Origin of the sequence: Bifidobacterium sp. M0399 (assembly GCF_016100595.1) — a bacterium.
Lineage (GTDB): Bacteria > Actinomycetota > Actinomycetes > Actinomycetales > Bifidobacteriaceae > Bombiscardovia > Bombiscardovia polysaccharolytica.
In genome coordinates, this window is the sequence record NZ_JACFSD010000001.1 from 1,000,024 (window position 1) to 1,022,519 (window position 22,496).

At 60.2% G+C, this 22,496-nt stretch carries 16 protein-coding genes and 1 tRNA gene; 8 read left to right on the forward strand and 9 right to left on the reverse strand.

Annotation, left to right across the window (positions count from 1 at the left end; genetic code table 11):
* Nucleotides 1-16: 16 nt before the first annotated feature.
* Nucleotides 17-1,288 carry a phosphoribosylamine--glycine ligase gene (gene purD / locus H3V09_RS04015; RefSeq protein WP_198191020.1) on the forward strand — a complete coding sequence of 424 codons (1,272 nt, stop codon included), beginning with the start codon at nt 17-19 and terminating at the stop codon, nt 1,286-1,288.
* Here purD and H3V09_RS04020 read toward each other — a convergent pair.
* Together H3V09_RS04020 and H3V09_RS04025 are read right to left on the reverse strand one after the other, a co-directional pair.
* On the reverse strand, nt 1,285-3,432 hold the full coding sequence (locus tag H3V09_RS04020; RefSeq protein ID WP_198191021.1) for a sulfatase-like hydrolase/transferase: 2,148 nt from the start codon (nt 3,430-3,432) through the stop codon (nt 1,285-1,287). The genes purD and H3V09_RS04020 overlap by 4 nt on opposite strands.
* Before the next feature lie 126 nt (nt 3,433-3,558).
* Entirely contained in the window at nt 3,559-4,479 is a 921-nt protein-coding gene (locus tag H3V09_RS04025) for a metal ABC transporter solute-binding protein, Zn/Mn family (RefSeq protein ID WP_198191022.1), read from the reverse strand.
* Nucleotides 4,480-4,698: 219 nt separating this feature from the next.
* Here H3V09_RS04025 and H3V09_RS04030 point away from each other — a divergent pair, with 219 nt between their 5' ends.
* A complete protein-coding gene (locus H3V09_RS04030) occupies nt 4,699-6,063 on the forward strand; it encodes an alpha/beta hydrolase (RefSeq protein ID WP_198191023.1) in 1,365 nt (454 codons plus the stop codon).
* Between the two features lie 54 nt (nt 6,064-6,117).
* Entirely contained in the window at nt 6,118-8,703 is a 2,586-nt protein-coding gene (locus H3V09_RS04035) for a bifunctional lysylphosphatidylglycerol flippase/synthetase MprF (protein ID WP_232339357.1), read from the forward strand.
* Here H3V09_RS04035 and H3V09_RS04040 read toward each other — a convergent pair.
* The 3 genes from H3V09_RS04040 to purE form a co-directional block, all read right to left on the reverse strand.
* On the reverse strand, nt 8,675-9,118 hold the full coding sequence (locus H3V09_RS04040; RefSeq protein WP_046323168.1) for a Fur family transcriptional regulator: 444 nt from the start codon (nt 9,116-9,118) through the stop codon (nt 8,675-8,677). The genes H3V09_RS04035 and H3V09_RS04040 overlap by 29 nt on opposite strands.
* 69 nt (nt 9,119-9,187) lie before the next feature.
* The gene (gene purK, locus H3V09_RS04045; RefSeq protein WP_046323169.1) at nt 9,188-10,354 is read right to left on the reverse strand and encodes a 5-(carboxyamino)imidazole ribonucleotide synthase; all 1,167 of its coding nucleotides are present in this window, start codon (nt 10,352-10,354) and stop codon (nt 9,188-9,190) included.
* Nucleotides 10,338-10,844, reverse strand: coding sequence for a 5-(carboxyamino)imidazole ribonucleotide mutase (gene purE, locus H3V09_RS04050; protein ID WP_046323170.1), 507 nt, complete (start codon nt 10,842-10,844; stop codon nt 10,338-10,340). Before purE ends, purK begins: the two co-directional genes overlap by 17 nt.
* A gap of 179 nt (nt 10,845-11,023) precedes the next feature.
* Between purE and H3V09_RS04055 the strand changes: the two genes are divergently transcribed.
* On the forward strand, nt 11,024-12,919 hold the full coding sequence (locus H3V09_RS04055; protein WP_198191139.1) for a 1-deoxy-D-xylulose-5-phosphate synthase: 1,896 nt from the start codon (nt 11,024-11,026) through the stop codon (nt 12,917-12,919).
* A gap of 44 nt (nt 12,920-12,963) precedes the next feature.
* Nucleotides 12,964-13,040, forward strand: a tRNA-Arg gene (locus tag H3V09_RS04060).
* A 779-nt stretch (nt 13,041-13,819) separates the two neighbouring features.
* On the opposite strand, the gene H3V09_RS04065 is transcribed toward H3V09_RS04060, so the two are convergent.
* Entirely contained in the window at nt 13,820-16,474 is a 2,655-nt protein-coding gene (locus H3V09_RS04065; RefSeq protein ID WP_198191024.1) for a multicopper oxidase domain-containing protein, read from the reverse strand.
* 58 nt (nt 16,475-16,532) lie between these two features.
* On the opposite strand from H3V09_RS04065, the gene H3V09_RS04070 reads away from it, so the two are divergent.
* The 3 genes from H3V09_RS04070 to H3V09_RS04080 are packed head-to-tail and all read left to right on the forward strand — an operon-like array spanning nt 16,533 to nt 18,270.
* Nucleotides 16,533-17,285: a helix-turn-helix transcriptional regulator gene (locus H3V09_RS04070; RefSeq protein WP_198191025.1), complete on the forward strand. Its 753-nt coding sequence runs from the start codon at nt 16,533-16,535 to the stop codon at nt 17,283-17,285.
* Nucleotides 17,282-17,668, forward strand: coding sequence for a ferredoxin (gene fdxA / locus H3V09_RS04075; protein ID WP_029678651.1), 387 nt, complete (start codon nt 17,282-17,284; stop codon nt 17,666-17,668). The genes H3V09_RS04070 and fdxA overlap by 4 nt, the downstream gene beginning before the upstream one ends.
* Nucleotides 17,665-18,270 carry a DNA-3-methyladenine glycosylase gene (locus H3V09_RS04080; RefSeq protein WP_198191026.1) on the forward strand — a complete coding sequence of 202 codons (606 nt, stop codon included), beginning with the start codon at nt 17,665-17,667 and terminating at the stop codon, nt 18,268-18,270. Before fdxA ends, H3V09_RS04080 begins: the two co-directional genes overlap by 4 nt.
* Before the next feature lie 47 nt (nt 18,271-18,317).
* Here H3V09_RS04080 and H3V09_RS04085 read toward each other — a convergent pair whose 3' ends face one another.
* The 3 genes from H3V09_RS04085 to uriT form a co-directional block, all read right to left on the reverse strand.
* A complete protein-coding gene (locus H3V09_RS04085; RefSeq protein ID WP_332460986.1) occupies nt 18,318-19,484 on the reverse strand; it encodes an MFS transporter in 1,167 nt (388 codons plus the stop codon).
* A 137-nt stretch (nt 19,485-19,621) separates the two neighbouring features.
* Nucleotides 19,622-20,803, reverse strand: coding sequence for an SLC13 family permease (locus tag H3V09_RS04090; protein ID WP_198191028.1), 1,182 nt, complete (start codon nt 20,801-20,803; stop codon nt 19,622-19,624).
* Nucleotides 20,804-21,047: 244 nt separating this feature from the next.
* The gene (uriT, locus tag H3V09_RS04095) at nt 21,048-22,496 is read right to left on the reverse strand and encodes a uridine transporter UriT (protein WP_442859364.1); all 1,449 of its coding nucleotides are present in this window, start codon (nt 22,494-22,496) and stop codon (nt 21,048-21,050) included.

Below are 22,496 nucleotides of genomic sequence, written 5' to 3' on the forward strand. Positions count from 1 at the left end.
ACGAGAGGAGCCCATCATGGCGGACAAGGTACTGGTCATCGGGTCGGGAGCCAGGGAGCACGTCATCGCCACCACCCTGCTGGCTGGGCCAGGAGTGGATCGGGTCTGGTGTGCCCCGGGCAACCCGGGCATGGAGCCGGACGGCATCAGCCTGTTGCAAGAGGATTCCTCGCAGCCTGAAAAACTGATCGCCGCAATACGCGAACTGGGAATCGACTGGGTCTTCGTCGGACCCGAGGCTCCTTTGACGGCTGGGTTGGTCGACGAACTGCAAGCTGCCGGCATCCCCGCCTTTGGACCCACCAAGGCTGCGGCCCGCATCGAGGGATCCAAGGGCTTTGCCAAGGACCTGATGCGCAGGCATGGGATCCCCACCGCCGACTATGCGGTCTTCCATGACCTGGAAACAGCCAAGGCCTATGTGCGCTCGCACGGCGCACCGGTGGTCATCAAAGCTGACGGGCTGGCAGCCGGCAAGGGCGTGACGGTGGCCGCCGACCTTGACCAGGCCATGCAGGCCCTGGATGCCATCTTCATCGATCATAAATTCGGGCAGGCCGGAGCCCAGGTGGTCATCGAGGATCAGCTGGTGGGTCAGGAGTGCTCGCTCATGTGCTTCGTCCGGGGCGAGCGGTTCTGGCCCATGCCACTGTCCCAGGACCACAAGCCCGCCTATGACGGGGATCGGGGCCCCAACACCGGCGGCATGGGAGCCTACTCCCCTCTGCCCCAGTTCGGACCGGAACTGACCCAAAAGGCTTTGGATGCCATCGTCGCCCCCACCGTCCGTGCCCTGGCCCAGGAAGGCAGTCCTTTCACCGGGGTTCTCTACACGGGATTGATGGTCACCGACCAGGGCCCTCAGGTCATCGAATTCAACGCACGACTGGGAGACCCGGAAACAGAGGTAGTCCTGCCTGCCCTGACCAGCGATTTGGGCACGGCCATCCGCACGCTGATGGAGGGCGGAGAGCCTCAATTCACCTGGGACAGCTCCCACAGCCGCCTGGGTGTGGTCCTGGCAGCCCAGGGCTATCCCAGCAATCCCAAGACAGGGGTGCCCGTGCCCTTGATTGCTCCGGAGCCTGACCTCAGAGCCTACTATGCCGGAGTGTCCGGCTCGGCTTCAACTGGTCTGACATCCTCTTCGGGAAGGACCGCCCTGGTTGTGGCCCAAGGCGACGACCTGGCCCAGGCAGCCCGCCGAGTCTATGACCGGCTGGATGGATTGTCGATGCCCGGCCTCTTCTATCGGCACGACATCGGCCACCACGGCCTGGAAGCCTAATTGGCCGAACTGGTCGAGCCCTCGCTGTCCTTATCCTGGTTTTGCTCCTTCTGGCGGGCTTGCTCCTTGGCCTTCTGCCGGGCGGCATCCGAACGGCGGGTCGGCGTGGTGGTGAAGCCGGTTCCCTGCAGGTAGTGCTTGCCTGCCATGATGTCGTACTGAATCAGTTTGTAGTCGTTCAGGAGCTGCCGGGTGGCCCGGTCGAAATCACGGGCGTTCATGGGCTGGCCCTGGGCATCCAGATAGTTGGTCTGCCCTGCCGGGATCCTGTTCCAGTCCTGGATCTGGTTGGCCACCGGAGGCTCAATGGCGCTGATCTTTTCATGCAGCTCGGTCAGGAAGGCTGTGAAAGGCGAAACCTTGGCACCCATGTGCTCGGCCGCCTGGGCCTGGAAGAAGTTGGGCGAGGAGTAGGCGCTGTTGCTGACCTGTGCTCCCGAGGAATCCGAGGCCTTGTTGGACCAGATGAAGTAGTCGGTCAGATGCAGGGCCAGGGAGTTGCGCTCGTCCCAGCTGGCCGTGCCATAGATGCCTGGCAGGTGATCCCCGTAGAAGACCACAGTGACCGGCTTGCTCTGGGAGTCCAGACTGTTCAGGAAATCGGCAGTGGCCTGATCGGTCAGACTGACCCCCTTGGCGTAGGTGCGGATGGATTGCATCTCATCGTCGCCTAGAGGCCTGTCGGGGTCGGAGGAGTCGACCGAGAAGTTGTTGTCGTCATACCAGTCGTTGTAGGGCATGTGGTTCTGCATGGTGATGACCTCGACGAACTGGTTGCCCTTGTCGTCACCCATCTGCTCCAGGGCGGAATCATAGGCGGAGCGATCCCCCACATACTGGCTGCGGTCGATGCGGTCCTGGTGGGCTATCTGGTCAGGGCCGGTCAGCGAGTAGAAGTGCGAGAAGCCGAACTTCTTATAGTTTTCGGCCCTGGAATACATGGAGGACTCATAGGGATGGAAGGCCAGAGACTTGGATGGCGATCCCCAGGCCTGGTTGACCGTGGGTATCCAGCTCAAGTGAGGGATGACCTGCTGATAGGGGGATGTCAGCGAGGGATCGAAGTTGGCCATGGACAAGCCAGTCATGGCCTGGAACTCCAGATTGGCCGTGCCGCCGCCGTAGCCTGAGGAGAGCATGAGTCCGCTGGTTGTGCCCTCCTTGATGGATCTGATGTGGGGCATGGGGTCCTGGTTGAGTGCGACGCCTGGCACCCGCGTGGGATCAGAGAACGACTCAGAGAGGATGTAGACCAGGCTCGACTCATTCATATAGGACTTGCGGTCACGGTTGATGCGGTCCGCAGAACGCTGGTAGCGGCGGGCTAGAGACTGCATGGTGGCACGGCTGTATCCTGCGGGCTGGTCCATGACCTTGGGCCGCAGTTGCCGAGAGAAGGACACGAAGACCCCGTTACGCTGGGCGTCATAGACCGAGTCCCACATGGAGGGTATGTCGCCCATGAACTGCGAGAAGCGATAGGCGGGGCTGCCATAGGTGCCCACAGTGGACATGAACAGTGCCACCACCAGGATCGGGACCAGGACCCCCACCGTGCGCAGTCCTGCGCCCAGGGGCTTGTTGCCAGTGGCCACCGGACGGCCGCGACGGGCATCCATCCGTGTCACCAACCAGCAGAGCACTCCGAGAATGACCAGGGCCACGACTCCCAACCCGATCATAAGCAGGGACCGTGCCGGCAGGAAGGTGAGCAGGTTGGCCGCATCGGCATGGAGGAAATCCAAATCCGAGGGCAGAACGGCCTCATACCGTGCACGCACCTTGAAACGTTCGATGACTGCAATGACCGCGCAGATGGCCAGGATCAGCCCTGATGCCGCCCAGAATCGATTGGTCAGGTAGGCCAGAGCCAGATAGACCAGGCCCACAGCCAGCATGTTGAGCACCAGGACGAACCGACGCTGGGTCCACATGGCCGAGATGAAGCCCCAGAAGCCGATCAGCGGGTTGGAAAGCTCTACCCGGGAGCTGTTCAGGGAGACCCCCCACTGCAGGATGCCCACTGACAGGAAGTCAATCAGGATGAAGGCGAGCAGGTAGATCCACCCACGCACCCGAAGACGTCCGGTCATGTTCTGCACCCAGGATGTCCACCGGCCGGGCTGACGCTTACGATCCTTCACCGCTTACTCCTGACTTTGGCGACTGGGCCCCATGGGCCTTTACCGATACCTGTGCCATTGTTCCCATCAAGGGCGACAAGCCCCGTGAAAACACCCCTTAGCGAACATGAAGAGGAAGTGGACCCGTCAGGCCTTGGCGCCCGGCACCTGCTGGACCAGGGCGCTGATCCAATCCTCCAGGTTCCGGTACTTATCGGGGCGCTGCTCGCTGACTTCGAACACCGGCACATGGACTTTACGGGCCTCAATGGCCAGATCCTTGGATGTTCGGTTGACTTCCTGGGTGTTGAGCACCAACATGTCCAACTGGCTGGATACCAGCAAATGGCGGAAGGCCACCAGGTCCTCCGGCGAGGGTTCGCTTTCGTTGGCGGCCGCCCGCAGGTACCCCTCTGGGGTCAGATCCTCCATGCCCAGATCATGACAGAGATAGTAGGCAGCCGATTCCGTGGCCGCATAGTGCCGGCCCTGGGTCTGCTTGCGCGCTTTGACAATCAGATCGTCCAGCCGGGCCTGTCGACCCTGCCAGTCCTGGTAGGCCTTGTCAAAGTCGGTCCCGCGACCTGGGCGCAGCTGCCGGTAGGCCTCATGCACAGCCTTGGCAGCCGCTCTCCTGCTCTGGGAGGAAAACCAGAGATGGGGATTGTCTCCGGCCTTGTGCCCTGATGCCTTGGATATGTCCACCAGCCGGGCCTGCCCGGTTTCAGCGGCCTTGGCTGCCCAGTCGTCAATTCCGGCCCCGTTGACTATGACCAGATCTGCGCGGCTGATCCGGGCGATGTCTGCCGTTGTCGGCTCATAGTCATGGGCATCAGTGGAGGTGTTGCTCAGAATAGTATCCACCCGAGCCTGGTCGCCTCCCAGGTCCACGGCCAGGGACTGCCACTGATTGATGCTGGTCACCACTTGCAGAGTGCTGGACTTTGCAGCTGACGAGGATGATTCGCTCTTCCCGCAGCCAGTCAGACATGTCAGCAGGGTCAGTCCGACCAGCAGGCCTGCGGCCAAGGTTCGAGTCCGACGGAAGCGTGTACAGCTGGTGTGCATGGATGGGGATTCCTTCCTGGCGGCGGCGCGATATGGGCCTGTTGCCGTACCTGCCGAACATTACTGAGATTGATTATCAATAAATCTACCATAGACGAACCCGTGACCGGGATCCGGGGATTCGGTCCTGTCAAGAATGAATGCCTGCCTAAATAGTCTCCGTGAGCCCGAACACTCCTTATACTGAACTGCGGATGTATTTTCCTTGGAAGGAATGGCATGGGTGCATGGCTGGCAAAGGTCCATCTGACCCAGGGGTGGCTGCCTGCGTCACTGTTTGCATTGACGGCCTTGGCCCTGATCGTGCTGACGCTGACCGGACTGACACACGGACGCTGGCGGACCCTGCTGCGGCAGGCGGCCATTGCCCTGGGCATAGGAGCCTTGGGACTGCTGGCCACCTGGCTGGTCTCCGATGTCTTCATGCTCTTCGGTGTCTCCCTGGGTTGGATGGTTATCATCAGCGTGGCCTTGGGCTTTCTTGCCGTGGGGTTCGCCGTCTGCATCCTGATCACCGCCCGGGGGTGGCGCCGGATCCTGGCCGCACTGACCGTCCTGCTTTGTCTGCTTTCCACCGGGCTTCGCGTGGATATCATCTACGGCGAATTCACCACCCTGGGGTCCCTGTTCAGCGTCTCCCTCTACCCTGATTACCGAGACCACAAGGCAGCCAGACCGGCCATGAGCGTGGCCCAGTGGCGATCCCTGGCATCTAAGGGCGAACTGCCCTCGCATCCGAGTGCCGGCCGCTCCTACAGCATGCTCATCCCCAACGGGCGCTCCCGGTTCGCGGCCCGGCCAGCTGATGTCTACCTGCCGCCCGCCGCCTTGAGCGACAGACCGCCTGCACTACCTGTATTCGTTCTTCTGGCCGGCCAGCCCGGCAGCCCCGACCGGCTCTTCACGGCTGGAGCCATTCCGGCCATGATGGATGCCTATGCTGCCCGGCACGAGGGCCTGGCGCCAGTGGTGGTCTCCCCCGACCAGAACGGGTCCTCCTCCCACAACAGCCTGTGCGTGGACTCCCCGGTCTACGGGAAGGCGGAAACCTACCTAAGCAAGGACGTACCTGCCTGGATCCGCACAGAGCTGCCCGTCGCCGACCAGCCCCAACAATGGGCCATAGGCGGATTCTCCCAGGGCGGGACCTGCTCTACCCAGCTTGGGGCACGGCATCCCGACGTCTACGGGAACATGCTCCCGGCCGACGGAGAGCTAGAACCGACCCAGGGTCGGCAAGAGCAGATGATCCGCGACTACTTCGGCGGCGACAAAAGACGCTTTCTGGCCCAGGTCCCAGCCAGGGCCATGCTGGAGCGGGCACCCTCCCGCCAGCGCCTGTTCACTGCAGCCGGATCCAACGATAAGGAGTCCCAGCACAATATGATGGTCATTGCCAAGGCCGCCACCCAGGCAGGCATGAAGGTGCAGGCCGTCGTCACCCAGGGCTCGGGCCATGACTGGCACACAGTCAAGACCGCCTGGGAACCCGGGCTGGAGTGGATGGGCGAAGCCATGGGACTAGGGCCAATGTCCCGGCCGCTTGCAGATTTTCCGAACATTATCGAAACCAGCATCGACTGAACCGCCGACAGACCAAAGCGTTCAAGCATATAAGCAGAAAGAGCCGCCGCAATCATGGAGACAACGAATAAGGGATCCGGACTGATGGAGCCTTCGGCCAAGACCGTACTTTTGCGGGACCTGACCCGATGGATCAGACGTCACGCCTTTGCGCTGGCTTTCAGCCTCGGACTGGTCCTGCTCAACCTGATCAGCTGGCTGCTGATCTGGCTGTTGCGCATCCCCGGCAGGACACGGCTGGGCCTGCCCTTGTCCGAGCTGATCATTCACCAGGCACCACATCCCGTTCATGGCCAGGGGCGTCCCTCGCTCCTGGTCCAGTTCGCACGGCTGCTGGTATCCCTAGTCATCACCCCCGGTCCTCTGCAACTGGTTATAGATGTGGCCCTGGTCCTAGTTATGCTATGCATCGCCGAGACCCGACTGGGTCGCAGACGCACCGTGATCACCTCAGTCATCAGCGCTGTAGGCGGCGCGGCTATCGGGCTGGTCATCTGCACCCTGATCAATGCCCTTCAGGACCATTGGGCCTGGTTCATCCGGGTGCCCATGACACTCAGCCCCATCATCCTGGTGGTCGGATCCCTGATGGCATCCATCCCCTTCAGCGACTTCCTCTGGCGGCGCAGGATCGCCACCATAGGCTACACGGCCTTGATACTGATGGTTTTATATACCGGCAACCCCGGCTACTACTGCGCCCTGGCGGCAGCGCTCATCGGCCACCTGACCGGCCACCTCTGGCACGGACCGGTCAAGGACGCCAATCCGCATGGCCATAGCGGCTCATACGAGACCCGCCACCTGCTGGGAGCCGTCTCCACGGTTCTGGCTCTTGGCCCACTGGTCACCGTCTCCTCCAAAATCCGTGCAGGATTCTTCACCCCGCTGGGTATGTTCCTGGGTTCGGACCCTGGCGGCAGCGCCGCCCTGTCCCGCTGCCTGGCCAAGAACAACCAGGCCAGCTGCTATGCCCAGTATGGCCTGGTCGCCGGTCGAGCACCCACCAGCGTCTCGTCCTTGATCATGCCCACCCTGGTCTTGCTGGTGGTGGCCTGGGGCATCTACCATGGCCGCCGGGTTGCCGCTGTCACCAGTCTGGTCCTGAACGGCTTGACCATCGTCCTGGCTGTGCTCTACTACCTGGTTTTCCCGCTGACCATCGGCGACGGCCTGCCCCAGGCCATCCGTCACGGTGCTATTCCCTCTCTGCTGATCATCACTCTTCCTCCGCTGATTCTCAACTGTTTCTTGGCGCGCAACCTGCGCATCTTCCTGGTACGGACCAAGGCCTCACGCCTACAGGCAGGCTGGGCAGCCATCGGTCTGGCCTTCCTGGCCACAGCCGTGGGCTATCTGGCCTTCACCGCAGTCAGTCCCGGCTCCTTCCATCCCTGGCCCACCACCAGCAGGGCGCTCTCCCAACTGCCCGAGCTTTACCTGCCCAATGGTGTGGCCTCGCGCTTCCGTCCGGCCCTGGTACCACGTACTCCGACGGGGATAATCGTTAGCCACGGAGTCGGGCTGATCTTCTGGCTGGTGGTCCTGGTAGTCCTGCTCTCCTGGATGCGCAGCTCGGTCATCCAGAACGGCAGCGAACGCCAGGAGGCCGATCGACTGGTCGAGTACGGAGGCGAGAGCATGTCCTTCATGACCACTTGGGAGGGCAACAGCTACTGGTTCTCCCAGAGCGGCCGTTCAGCCATCGCCTACCGACTCCTGCACAGCATAGCCCTGACCACCACTGGTCCCTTCGGCGATCCTGAGGAGTATGCGGATGATCTGGACGAATTCACCCGTTTCTGCAACGCCCATTCCTGGTCACCGGTCTTCTACAGCGTCCACAAGCCCCAGCGTGATCTGCTGGCAGCCAGGGGCTGGTCCACCCTGACAGTCGGCTCGGAGATGGTGGTCACCCCCAGCCTTTGGCAGACCAAGGGCAAGAAATGGCAGGACATTCGCACAGCCATCAACAAGGCCAAGCGCGACAAGATCACCGACGTGCTGACCACATTCAACGACGCCTCCTGGGACGTCCAGTCGCAGATTGTGGACATCTCGGAGCAGTGGGCCGAGCTCAAGGCGCTTCCTGAGATGAAGTTCACCCTGGGTGGCCTGGATGAGCTGAGGGACCCGCGCATGGCCATCCTCTACGCCGTGGACGACCAAGGCAAAGTACTGGCCGTGACCAGCTGGATGCCTACCTATCGCCAGGGCCAGGTGATCGGCTGGACCCTGGACTTCATGAGGCACAGAACCGACAGCCCCAATGGAATCATGGAGTTCCTGATCGCACGGATGGCCGAACGGCTGCGCGACCAGGGCACGGCGGAATTCATGAGCCTGTCGGCCGCTCCCCTGGCCGGCATGGACAGCAGTGAAGATCAGACCGCCTTCCTGCAACATGCCCTGCATATGGTGGCCGACCTGATGGAACCGGCCTATGGCTTCCGTTCGCTCTTCTTCTTCAAGAAGAAGTTCCAGCCCAGCGAGCACCCGGTCTATATCTGCTATCCCGACCCGGCTCAGCTGGCCCAAATCGGACTGGCTGTAGTCCAGGCCTACCTGCCCAATCTCAAGGCTTCGCAGGCCTGGGATGCCATCAAGACCATCATGCCCAAGGGCCGGGAGGATCACTGACGTCCGCCTGACCAGAGTGGCCCTGACAGCTGCTGCACAGGCCATAGACCTCCAAGGTGTGCGAGGAGACCGTAAAGCCATGCTCAGCTGCCACTGCCTTCAGCCAGCCATCGTCCGGCGGGCTAATCTCCACGGTCCTGCCGCAGCGTTCACAAACCAGATGGTGATGGTGTTTCCGTTGGGCCAGGCAGACCCGGTAAAGGCGAATGCCCCCATGCTCAATGCAGTCCAGGCTGCCGGACATATGCAGAGAGCCCAGCTGCCGATAAACAGTGGCCAAGCCGATTCGCTGGCCCGAATCGCGAAGAAGCCTGTGCAGCTCCTTGGCTGATACGAAGTCGTTCTGGGACTGAAGAATTCTCCAGATAGCATTCTTCTGCCGCGTCCGGCGGCCGACGGATGAGCCAGCGTTCATGATTAGACACACTCCTTGGGCTCCACCAAGCCTACATCCGGATTGCCGGGACAGATGTGAGGATTCGGTTCAGTCCAGGTCGGACCAGCAGCCTGTGGCCTCCAGATCCTTGGCCGTCTTCTCCAGATCGTCGGTCAGCACCGTCAGATGCCCCATCTTGCGGTCGGTGCGCACTTCGGCCTTGCCATAATCATGCAGGTACCATTCGGGGTGCTCACCAAGCAACCTCCTGACTGGGGCCACATGCTGGCCCAGAACATTGACCATGACCGCCGGGCTGAGCAGGCGAGGATTGGGCAGGGGCCACCCGGCGATGCCCCGGACGTGGGCATCGAACTGGTCCATGGAGCAGGCCTCAATGGTGTAATGACCGGAGTTATGGGGGCGCGGGGCCAACTCATTGACTACCAGACCGCCATCGGGCATGACAAAAAGCTCAAGGGCCAAGGTGCCGGCCAGCTTGAAGCCGTCAGCCAAAGTCAGAGCCATGTCACGCGCACGGTCGGCCATTTCAGGCTCGACCTGTGCCGGTGCCAGAGTCATGTGCAGGATGTTGTGACGGTGCTCGTTGCGCACCATGGGGAAAGTGACATAGTCCTTCCCGTTGCCTGAGACCAGTATGGAGGCCTCGAAAGCAAAGTCCACGAACCCCTCCAGCACGGAGGGCGGGAAGTCCCGGCCCTTCATCCGCGCCTGCAAGGCCTGAAGATCCTCCTTGGTGCGCAGGACCGCCTGGCCGTGGCCGTCATAGCCACCGGTTCGCGTCTTGAGCACAGCGGGCATTCCCAACTCCTCCAAGGCTGAATCCAGCTGGTCAAGACTGTCAACCTGCCTCCAGGGGGCGGTATCAATGCCATGGCGGTTTATGAAGGTCTTCTCGTGAACCCGGTCCTGGGTGACCCTGAGCAAATCAGTCCCCTGAGGGATGGCCACACGATCCCTCACCTGGTCCAGCGCATCGGCATCCACATTCTCGAACTCGTAGGTGAGCACATCGCTGCGTTCAGCAAGCCGCTTGAGGGCATCCAGGTCGCCATAGTCGGCTGTCTCCTGGAAGTCAGCAACCTGAGCCGCGGGAGCATCAGGCGTGGGATCCAACACACCGATGCGGAATCCGTGGTAGCGGGCGCTCAGGGCCATCATCCGCCCCAGCTGGCCGCCGCCCACGATCCCGATGACGGACCCCGGCTCCAGGTGATCAATCCTCCCCTTGGTCTCTTCAGACAAGCTGGGCATTGGACGCCTCCACGGATCGGGCCAGCTCGGCACGGTAGTCATCCAGGGCCTGGGCCAGTCTTGAATCATTAATGGAGAGAATTGAAGCCGCCAGCAGGCCGGCATTGGTAGCCCCGGATGCCCCTATGGCCGTGGTCGCCACAGGAATTCCGGCAGGCATCTGCACGATGGACAGGAGCGAATCAACCCCGCTCAAAGCGTGGGACTTCACCGGCACCCCGATGACAGGCAGCGTGGTCTGGGCCGCCACCATACCCGGCAGATGGGCTGCTCCACCGGCGCCGGCAATGATGACCCCAATGCCCTGGCCTCGGGCCTGATGCGCGAACTCCGCCATGCGCCCAGGTGTGCGATGGGCGGAGATTACCTCCTTGGTGTAGACGATAGCGAACCGGTCCAGCATCCGGCAGGCTTCCTTCATCGTCTCCCAGTCGCTCGATGATCCCATGATCACTGCGACGCGTGCCCCTTCATGTGTATTGTCAGCCATCGGCCCTCCAATGTTCATGCATATTTGATACTACGCAAGGCAGGGGAGAAGCCAGCCAATCGTGACGGTCCTATGGATGTAAGGGCCGGGCCTGGTGAACATCGTGTTCTCAGCGTCTCCAAACCGCCGCTCCAGACCTAGAATCATTGGATTGCATGACAGAAACAGACAGGAGGGTTATGGGCAAGCTTCTGGACAGCATCGACTCCCCAAAGGATCTGAAGGTTCTCTCCTTGGAAGAGCTGAATCAACTGGCCGACGAGATCCGTCAGCTGCTGATCCGCTTCTGTCGACGTCACGGCGGCCACCTGGGTTCCAACCTGGCCACCATTGAGCCCATCATCGCCCTGCACTACGTCTTCGATATGCCTCATGATCATCTGATCTTCGATGTATCTCACCAGGCCTATACCCACAAGATCCTGACCGGTCGGCGCCAGGCCTACACGGACCCTGAGTCTCAGGAGGATTTGTCCGGATTCACCTCGCCCAAGGAGAGCCCCTACGACGATTTCATGCTGGGGCACACCGGCACCTCGATCGGCCTGGCCTGTGGGATGGCCGCCCAGCGGGATGCGACCGGTGGCAAGGCCAACATCATCGCCTTCATCGGGGACGGCTCCCTGAGCAGCGGGCCGGCCTTCGAAGGGCTGGACTGGGCTGCTGAACAGGGCGGCAACCTGATTATCGTGGTCAATGACAACGAAATGTCCATCGCCGAGAACCACGGAGGACTCTACAAGAGCCTGGCAGCCCTCCGTGCCAGCGGGGGACGCAGCTCAGACAATCCCTTCCGTGCCCTTGGACTGGACTACTGCTACGTGGAGGAGGGCAACCGTATTGAGGACCTAATCGAAGCCTTCCGTCGGGTCAAGGACATCGATCATCCGGTGGTGGTCCATATTCACACCCGCAAGGGCTTGGGGCTGGGACAGGGCAGTCAGGGGCAGATTGGCCCGACTTCCGTGGCACAGGGCGATAGGCACACAGCTCATATGACTTCCCTGCCCGATTTGCCCGCCGAAGGCCCGGTGGAGGCCAACCACTGGCAGGACGGCTTGGACTCCTTGGACCGCCTGCCCAATTCACGAAAGACTTACGGAAGAATGGCCATGCAGGCCTTGGAGTCCAGGTTCCCACAAGAGCCAGGTCTAACGGTCATCTCCCCTGCCACGCCGCTGTCCAATGGCATCGATCCTGACTTCCGCAAGCGGGCTGGGAACCACTACCGGGACGTGGGCATCACCGAATCCCACGCGATAGCCTATGCCGCGGGCATCGCCAAGGCCGGAGGCACTCCCATTGTCGCCACCTCGGCCACCTTCTTCCAGAGGGCCTACGACCAGATCGAACAGGAGATGGCCTTGAACGGCAGCGCTGTGACCCTGCTGGTCTTTTCCACCGGCATTGCCAAAACCGATGCCACGCATTCAGGCACGGCCGACATGGTCATGATGCGGGGCATCCCCGGACTGACCTGCCTGGCTCCGACCAGCGGGGCCGAGTTTCTGGACATGCTGGCCTGGGCCACTGGCCCGGCTCGGCAGCCGGTGGTAATCAGGGTGCCCGGCGAGCGCACACTGGCTACAGAACGGGCCGGGAAGCCGACAGCGCCGGTTTCAGATCCCTCGAAGACCGATGCTGAATGCGGGTCGGACCCTGCTCCCTGGGATCGCTATCGCATCCTGCAAGAGGGTAAGACCGTAGCCGTGCTGGCTCTCGGCGATGCGTTGCCACTAGGCCGCGACCTTGCAGATTCCTTGGAAAAGTCCATGGGGCTAAAGCCCACACTGGTGGACCCACATCGCTATGACCGCTTGGATGAGCAGACCCTAAATGCTCTGGCCAGCACCCACTCCCTGGTGGCCACCATCGAGGACGGTCAGCTGGACGGCGGCTGGGGACAGGCAGTGGCTGCATATTACGGACCTGCTCACGTTCGCACCCTGGCCTTCGGAGCGACCAAGGAGTTCAACGACCGGGTTCCCCAAGCCACCCTGATGGAAAGGTATGGCATGACCGTTCCTGCTATGGCTCAGACCATCTCGGATGCCCTCGCCGACCAGGCTTCATAGATTTGACCCGCCGGTGGATCAAAGCGGGTACAATGAAAGGGTTTGGCCCCGTAGCTCAGCTGGATAGAGCAACTGACTTCTAATCTGTAGGTCGAGAGTTCGAATCTCTCCGGGGTCACCACTAGCCCTCCCTGCTTCTACCTAAGGAGCAAGGGTTCTTCGTGTTCTTGTCCATCTTGCCATAGCAGCATGCGTTACCCATGTACGGCTCGCGACGATCGCAGTTGCAGAAGCAATATGGACAAGAAAGACAGCCATGAACGATCGGCATCAACCAATGGATCAGCAACCAAGCGACAATCAAGACCAAGCTCAGGCGAGCCAGAATTACTCCGACTATAAGGGATAGGGCCAAGAGCCTTCCAGTCAAAGCTACGAGACTGCTTCCCCGCAGGGGAATCATTCAACAGCTGCCAACGGGTACCCGAATGCGGATCAACCCTGGCAGGCTTCGAGCACTCAACGAGGACCACAAAACTCCTACGGGCAAACCGCATATACACCTCAACCCAACGGCGCCAATGGACCGACCCAAATTCAGCCTTGGCAACTTCAGACCCAGTATGTCAGCGGACCGGGCATGTCGAACAAACAGAAGGTCACAGCAGCCATCTTTACTTTCTTCTTGGGTGGCATCGGCATACACAACTTACCAGATGGACGGCAAGGGCCTCCAGCTGCAGGATTGATCGCTCGGACCCAGTCCACAACTTTCCTATCCGCCTGCGATTCCATGGATGCTTTTGCGTCTCAACCTTCCTGCTTGGAGACGGCAGACAATCAGAAAGGCACAGCACAGGCGACCAGGCAGGAACTACCTCTCCAATTAGTCCAAGGATCGGATCAGTTCCGAAACTTGGCAACCATCTGGCTAAAAGCAATGCACGTCGCTTGATCGCTTCACGACACCCGCAGGATGCCGTGGGCGCCCTTTTCGGCCAGACTCATGACGTGGTTGACTATGGAATAGTCGCCAGGCTGATCGACCTTGAGCTCTACGAAGCCGCCTTGGGCCGGCAGCAAGGGCAGGACCTGTGCTCCGGCTGATGAGTCAGCGGAATTCCCTCCTGAACCTCCGCCTATCAGATAACGGCCTTCAGTCCAGACCGTATCGAACTGGGTTCCCACGATATGGAAGGACAGCGGCTGGTTGGGGCCGGCATCCAGAACCCAGATGCGGACCCTTTGCCCCTTCTCCAGCTTGAGAGGGTGTGCATCATATTGAAAGGCCCGTCCGTTGAAGGTCATGATATCCGGGGTCATGGCCGCCACTTTTTCAGCATCGGCAGTCCCTCCATTGGACCCCAGATAAATCTCGGACTGGACCAGAACATATTCCGCAGCCACTGGTGACAGGGTGCCATCATCCACGACCACAGCTCCATACATGCCGTTGGCTATATGGTTTGACATGGGGTCGCTGCTGCAGTGGTACATCCATATGCCAGCCCGATCAGCGGTAAAGGTGTACAGGAGTTCCTTGCCTGGTTCTATGTTGCGCATCATGGTCTGGGGAACAGCCGGGCCGGCATGAAAGTCAATGGAATGGCTCATGCTTCCCTTGTTTCTGATGGTTACTTCAAAGGTGTCTCCCACCCGGCCTCTGAGCACCGGACCCTGAGCCAAGGGCCTCGATCCCTTATCCCGCGGATCGCCCGCGTCATCGAAGCTCCAGACCGTGCGCTCAAGCCCTGCTGCAACCTGCTCCCTGCGTTCCTTGACATTCAAAGTGTATTTTCTTGTTCCAGCCCTCCCCTGGTCATCCAAGGGTGGAAGAGTGGCCTTGGCAGGTTCGCTCTTCTCAGCCTGCGCCTTGAGTTTGGCTGCTGAAGGGGCCTGGTTGCTGGTCATCTTCCGAGCGGAGGACTGCATTTGCTCGGTAGTCGTTCCACCCTTGGTCTTGACCTTGAGCTCCATGCCCATCTGACGGTGTCCTGCCAGCGAGCACCATCCTAATGTGTCGCCGCCCAGGACTCCCACATCGACCGAGACGCTCTGGCCTACAGGCACGGATCCTGTGCTCTTGCCATTGGCGAAAACCAAGTCGTGCCGCTGATCTCCGGTGTTCCGAAAATCTACAACCAGCCGGTCGCCTGCATCGATGGCGATGGTATCCGGCACAAAGGCCATCCCCTTTACCCTGATTGAAGCTCTTCTAGTGTGTCCCGTCGGCTGGATGCTCTTCGCAGATGCGTCCTGAACCTCTCCAGTGTTGGGCGTTGCCCCGACGGAGACAGCCAGCGCCGGCCGCAGAGCCATCAAGACCACCGCTGCCACCAAGATCAGCACAGTAGCCGAGGTGGCAACAAGGTCCGCCCGCAGGGCCAAGGTCCCAACAAGTTCGGTATGCGAATCCTTGGGCTGGCGACGACGGTAGCGTTTGGAAGCCAGGACCTGCTTGCCACGAGCAGCCAGGTAAACCACGGTCAGCATCATGGAGAGGATTCCCAAGACATTCAGCAGGTTCCCCGCCTTCCATAAGGGCGTGTAGAGCCGGATGGCTCCAAGGAGCCTGATTAGCAAGCCAACCTGCATGAGCGCCCAAGCACCCCAGAGGAGGGGATGAAAAGGCAGAGGCCTGCGAATGACCGAGGGGACGATCATGCAGACATGGGCGATGACCATGGTCATGATGAATCCCACAGCCAAAGCATGCAGCGCCATATCGCCGCAGTAGTTGCTGGAATCCAGAGGTGCCACCATCCAGATGAGGGCAGCCAGAAGTCCCCAGGCGTAGGCCGACAGCATGCAGGTGCCCATGAATCCTGGCAGACCGCCGTGACGGAAGGTGCCCTTGGCTACGTCGTGACTGGCCATAACCAGGAGGAGCAGGCCCAGGGACAATCCCAGAAGCGGATAACCGACCGAAGGTGCCATGGCTTGAACAGGCAGCATCAGGACGGTCAGGAGGCTCAGACCCAGAATTCCCGATTCGAGGCGGACATCCGAGAAGACCGCCCTGGCCAGCTCCACCCGCTCCCCGACGATGGTCAGAATCAGGAAAAAGAGCCAGGTTGGAGCCAGAACCGAGGCATCCAATCCTGCAACCCATCCAAAAGCTCCGACCAGGCCAACCAGGGATCCGAGGACCTGTATGAGCACCTCTGCAGAAGGTTGCCGCCGCCAGATAGCCAGATACATGGCTGTCAGAACAAACATGGACAAAGTCCACGGAATGCCGCCAAAAAGCTCCACTCTGACCCATGCCGGGGCAGCAGCGGGGCTTGAAACCATCAGCGAAAGCAGGCAGAGCAGGGACCCCAGCAAGCCCAAGGCGGGAGCAAGAAATCCCCAGGAGGGTTTTTTGGATCCGCCACTGCGATAAGCCACTGCCCTCTCAAGACCGATGGCAGCGCCCAAAAACCCATAGACCATGAGCCCACCATGCAGATCAGCCAAGGGCACCCTGTCTGAAGGGTGGATCAGATCCGCACGAATCAGCGCCGCTATAAGGCCAAGCAGTGCAGCCAGACCTGCGCCTATGAGAAGGGCCATCCTGGACCTGGGTAAGGCTGTTTTGCCTCCGGACTTGCGCATCTTCTGGTCGCTCTGCATGGATCTGTCCGCCTTGTCCTGGGTTGATAATTGATTTGATAGTTATACAATTTAATCGATGAGTCAGGAAATTCAAGCCCGCAAGCGACGGGACCAAACCCCCTCCAGGCGAAGAAGCGGGGAAGAGATTCGCTCCACAATCTTGGATTACCTGCATACGTCAGCCGAACGGACCGGTACAGGTCTAACCGCCCAGCAAATCGGAGCAGCCTTCGGCATCCATCCGACGACTGCTCGTTTCCATCTTGAGCATCTGGTCAAACAGGGCGAGGCAGTCCGCCAAACAAGAGACGGTGATGGTCAATCAGTCGGTCGAGGCAGACCGGCTGTCATCTACTCCCCCACATCCATGAACCACGCCAGGGAGGATATGATCTCCTCGCTTTGCACTGCTCTCGAGACTGCCTGCCCCGATACTCGGAGCAGGAATGCGGCTGCTCTGAAAGCAGGTCTGGCCTGGGGTCGGACCCTGGCCCAGCAGAGGCGGGAGCATGCAGAAAAGAGTGTGCCGTCGAGCATGACTCAGACGCTGTTGGATGTTCTGAACACCTTGGGTTTTGCACCGGTAAGGACGGGGTCGGATTCAGCAAGTCTGTATCTGACCTCATGCCCCTTCCTGGACAGCGTCAGCAGCCATCCAATTATCTGCACAATCCATCGGGGCATGGTCCAGGGATTCGTGGAGAGCAGCAACAGCGCGACCAGGGATAGAAAGGCCCGTGTACTGCTGAAACCTCTGACCTCGCCAAAAGGATGCTTCCTGAAAGTATCGAAAGCGGACAACAATTCAAAAAGGAGAATGAAGCAATGACATACGTGATTGCCCAGCCCTGCGTGGATGTCAAAGACAAGGCCTGCGTGGACGAGTGCCCGGTGGACTGCATCTACGAGGGCCCCAGGAACCTGTACATCAACCCCAATGAATGCATCGACTGTGGTGCCTGCGAGCCTGTCTGCCCTGTGGAGGCGATCTTCTACGAGGAGGACCTGCCGGAGGAGTGGACCTGGTTCAAGGATGCCTCCGAAGATTTCTTTGCCCAGGTCGGAGATGCCGGCGGCGCCCAAGCCCAGGGGCCCTACGATCACGACCATCCACAGGTCGCCGCCCTGCCCCACCAGGACAATTTCGTCTGCATTCAGCCAGAATCACGCGGTCAGCGCGCGGTCTGGGTCCGTAAGGACCAAACAGAATGAAGGCCGGTTCGAGCCAGGACGATCACCTGATCTTCCCTGACTTTTTGGGCCGCCCTGTGGATGAGGCCGCCCGGATGCTTCTGGGTTGCCTGATCATCCGGGACTATGAGTCGGAAGGTGAACAAGCCAGGGTTCGGATCGTGGAGACTGAAGCCTACGACCAGAATGATCCGGCCAGCCATGCCTATCACGGGCAGTCAGCTCGCAATGCTGCCCTCTTCGGGCCCAGCGGACACATGTATGTCTACTTCACTTATGGAATGCACTACTGCATGAACATCTCCTGCCAGGAGGACGGATTCGGTGCCGGCGTGCTGATTCGAGCCTGCCAGCCAGTGCAGGGTCTGGACCTTCTGCGCAGCCACAGGCACGGCCATCACCCGGACCGGGAACTGACCAACGGTCCTGCCAAGCTCTGTCAGGCCTTGGACATCGACAAGCGAAACTACGGCCATGACCTCAGAAAACCGCCCATCCGCCTGGCAGCCGCCAGTCTGGACCGGGACGAGACCATCACGGCAACCCCCCGAATTGGCATATCCCACGCCAAGGAGACCCTACGGAGGTTCGTCATCACCGGCAACCCCTACCTGTCGCGATGATTAGGCGAAGAACCTACACTTCTGACTTGTATAGCTTACGGGGTGACTTATTGCTCAATGAAGCGGGATTCGACACAGCTCTGGAAGCGAACAAGCGAGAGAATGACAGCGGCCAGCAGAGCGATGATCAGCATGCCCATGAAACTGCCGGTTACCGGGTCCAGTCCAAAGGCTGATGAGAAAGCCTTGAAAGCCCAGGTGGATGCCGTAAAACCAAGGCTGGTGGTGGCCGAGAAAACCCCCATGACCAAGGGATAGCGTCTGTGCGGGGTCAGGTTGGACAGGAGGAAGGGGCAGGTGGCCATATTGATGGCACTGCCCGAACCGACCAAGAAGGCCGATAGGCAGACCAGCGTGAAGGAGCGGGTGGTCAGGAAGAGCAGGGCGCCCAGGGCCATCAGCAGGAAGGCGACCGGAATCGTCCATTGCCGGCAGACCCGCTTGATGCCGTTGATACTAAGCCCGATCACGACCGAGGAACCCGTGTTGAACATCAAGGCCACCCCTGCTGCACTGGTGCCGCCCAAACCGTACTTGGCTATGTAGACTGCGAGCTTGTTGTACAGGACCGCGACCAGGAAAATGCTCAGAAAACCGATGAGAATGCAAGAAATGGTAGCCCACCAGCATTGTCTGCCCTTCTGCAAGGGGGATGTTTGAGGCTCTGTGGCCTTTTCCGACTCCTCCTCGACGGCACCGACTCCGGGGACCATGAAGATGACCAAAACCAGGGCAGGCAAGGCCAGGAAATAAAGCCAATAGTTGTGCAGCCACCCTCCCTTGGCCAGGACACCGCCCAAGGCAAGGACCAGCATGGAAGAGCCGTCCTGAACAGCCAGGACCAGCCCCATCAGCGCCGCCAACTGCTTCCCGCGGAAGAACCTGGCCGACAGGCTCGGAAGAACTGTAGTGGCGATGCCCACGCCGAATCCGACAACCAAGGCAAACAAGAGCAGCTGGCTTACACTGCTATGCACCAAAAGGGGCATCAAGCCGCCCAGGGCGACACACAGACAACTGATACAGGCAGCGGTTCTGAAACTCATTCTGGTCAAGAGCTGACCAAATAAAAGGGCAGAAACTATGGCCGCCGAAGAGCCAATGGAAACCACCGACTCAACGGTGGAAGGATCAGCGCGAGGAAAGGATGCCTGAATGGCCGCCACGGAAGGAGAGATGATGGAGTCAAACCGCGACATGATAGCCAAAGCCATGATTCCGACCAGAATCCCAAGGTTCCGTCTGGTCAATATCCCTGAGTCCTTGGACTTAGACGCGCACGGGTCCGGTTCCACCGTTGCTGCCTCCCTCTCAATGTCAGCGGCACCATTCCTGGTTGATGGTGGGTAGTCTACTCCAGCAGCAGGGCCATGCCAACCAAAACAACCAGGAAAAGCAGATTAAGTGATGTATAGATCTTCAGGTAATCGCCTTTCTTGTCAGGGTACTGCTTGACCACAGCTTTGTAGGAGATCAGCGAGGCCATTGAAGCGACCAGGGTTCCGAGTCCGCCCAGGTTGGTGCCCAGAATGATTGAGCGCCAGGCTGTCGAAAAACCTGAGACCAGGAGGGCTGTGGGCACATTGCTGATGACCTGGCTGCACAGGACCGAGGTAATCAAAGGGTGGATATTGACCAGGCCGCTGACCAGGTTATAAAACTGGGGAATCCTCCTGGCATTGCCTATGAAAATGAAGAAAGCCACGAAGGTCAGCAGCAGCCCCCAATCCACATGCAGAAATACCCGCCTATCGCAGATCAAGAAGGTCACCGCCACCACCAGGACCATGGTCCACTGGGGAATAAGCTTGGCCACACCGAGCAGACAGACAAGAAAGAGAAGAAGGTAGATGGCGATGCGCCATCCGCTGGACCGCTGCATCTCCTTGACCTGGGGCTGTATCCCCTCCTCCCTCGGCGCTAGTATGCTGTGACGAATCTCTTGTGCATCCATGCCCTCGAACTTGTCCAAATGCTGATTCCTGAAAGCGAACCAGCAGCACAGGAAGAGCATCAGGGCCGCCACCAGAGCATAAGGCGCCATAAGGAGGAGAAACTCCCCAGTAGGCATCTCGGAGCGGGCCTTGAGGTATAAGTTGTGAGCATTGCCAATCGGCGTCAGCATGCTGCCCACATTGGCGCCCAGGGTCATCAGGGTGACGATCAGCAGGGCATGGCTTTCCAGACCGGCCATGATGAGCACAGCAACGGCGAAGGGCACGAAAGTAACCAGGGCTACATCGTTCGTGATGAACATACTGGAGAAGAAAGGCAGGGAAACCAGGACCAAGGCCAGGCCCCGCACCGAGCGGACGCGACTCAGCAGGCCGGCACCAATGGCATGGAAGACCCCAATCCGCTGAAATCCGCAGACCACCATCATCAGGGAACCCAGCTGGGTAAGGGTATTGACGTGGATGTAGCCCAGATACTGTCGGTCGGGAGGAATGAGAATGCAGGATACGAGAGCGATGACTGCCGCGACGACCAGGACGGTCTCGTTTTTCAGCAGTCCGATCACCCGATGTTGCATGGTCACCTCCGGCGAACGAATTCCCCACTTAGTTTACGCGCCCGCCCATGGCTTACAGGGCCTCTGCTGACGCTATTTTCCGCTCCTGAACCCGGGGTCGGGACACTCGGCGCTACTGACGGCTAGTCTGTCTGGCCCCGACTTTTGACCCTTGTCGGATAGTCACAGAGTCGGATGCCCATTAAACATGAACAGGGGTCCTGCGAATAGGTTGCACCCGCAGGACCCCTGTCAGATGGCAATATTACTTGTCATCCATTCGTTCCGGATCGGGAATCAGGTAGGACAGGGCCAGGGCGATCAGCACCAGCACTCCGCCTCCGATCATGGCGGCAACATATCCAGCGCGGGCTCCCCCAGACGCCGCCAGGCCGCTCATGAATGCGTAGAGGACCGCATAGCTTAGGCCTGAGCCCAGATTGAAGGCTCCGGCGTTGAGTCCCGGCAGGTACCCGGTATTGTCCGCAGGAGACAGGACCACGCCCAACCCATTGAGCATGATATTGGCCGTCCCTGCATAGGAGACACCCAGGATCAGGGAGAGGAGCACCAGACTCCAGATGCTGGGAACCAGACAGACGTAGATGCCGAAGACCAGTCCCAGCACGCTTACTAGCTGACCGACTCTCAGGACCTTGATGTAGCCAAAGCGTGAGGCCAGCATCCCGGCAACCGGACCAAAGACCAGACCGACCAAGGCATAGGGGGTCAGCGTCGCAAAGGAGACGATGCTGGCCTTCAAGCCGACACCTACCTCGCCATCCTGGGCAAGGGCCGGAACGATCCCGTTCATGATGGCGAAGACACCGACCATGGTGGTGAGAGTCGTCAGCAGAAGTCCCCAGGTGCGCCGCTGTCTGAGATAGGTGGTGGTGACCATGGGTGCTGACGTTGTGCTTTCAACTTTCCAGAAGATCGCGAAGAAGACCGCGGCCACCAGGATCTCGACAACCACCAGTAGCCAGCGCGCCTGGGCAAGCTTCTCGACCTCATTGATAGCCAGGTATGCGGCCAGGAAGGCGATGCAGAGGAAGACCACACCTGCCCAGTCCATGCGGGGGCGATCGTCTGCATAGCTCTCGCGGGCGAAGAGGGCCACCAGGAGTACGGCGACCACAGCAATGGCCACCATGAACCAGAAGACTGAGCGGAAACCGAAAGTGCCAGCCAGCCACCCGCCTAAGATGGCATCCACGCCGCCGATGCCGCCGTTGACCGCCGTCAAAACGGCCATGAGCCTGGCGTATCGGGCCTCATCAGTCACCTCGGCGTGCAGCATGATCAGGGTCATAGGCACGACCGGACCGGCCACTCCCTGAATGACACGACCAATCATGAGCACCGTCACATTCGGCGCCAGAGCGGAGACCAAGCATCCCAGCGCCGTCAGGCTCAGCATGCCCAGCAGCACCTTCTTGCGGCCGGTAAGATCGCCCAGCCGAGGCAGGAAGAGGGAGAAGACCGCGCAGGAGGTGAAGAACACCGTCTGGGTCAGGCCGATGCTGGAGCTACTGGCGTTGAGCTCGTTCCCCATGGTCGTCAGAGCCGGCGAGAGCATGGAGGCGTTGAGCTGGAAGGCGAAGACGGCGGCCATCAAAGCAGTCATCAAGGCGACGATGGAAGAGCCTGAACCGCCAGCGGTTGTGGTGGTGGGCTTGTCAGTCTTGGGTGCGGCCGTGTTCGAAGTCTTCAT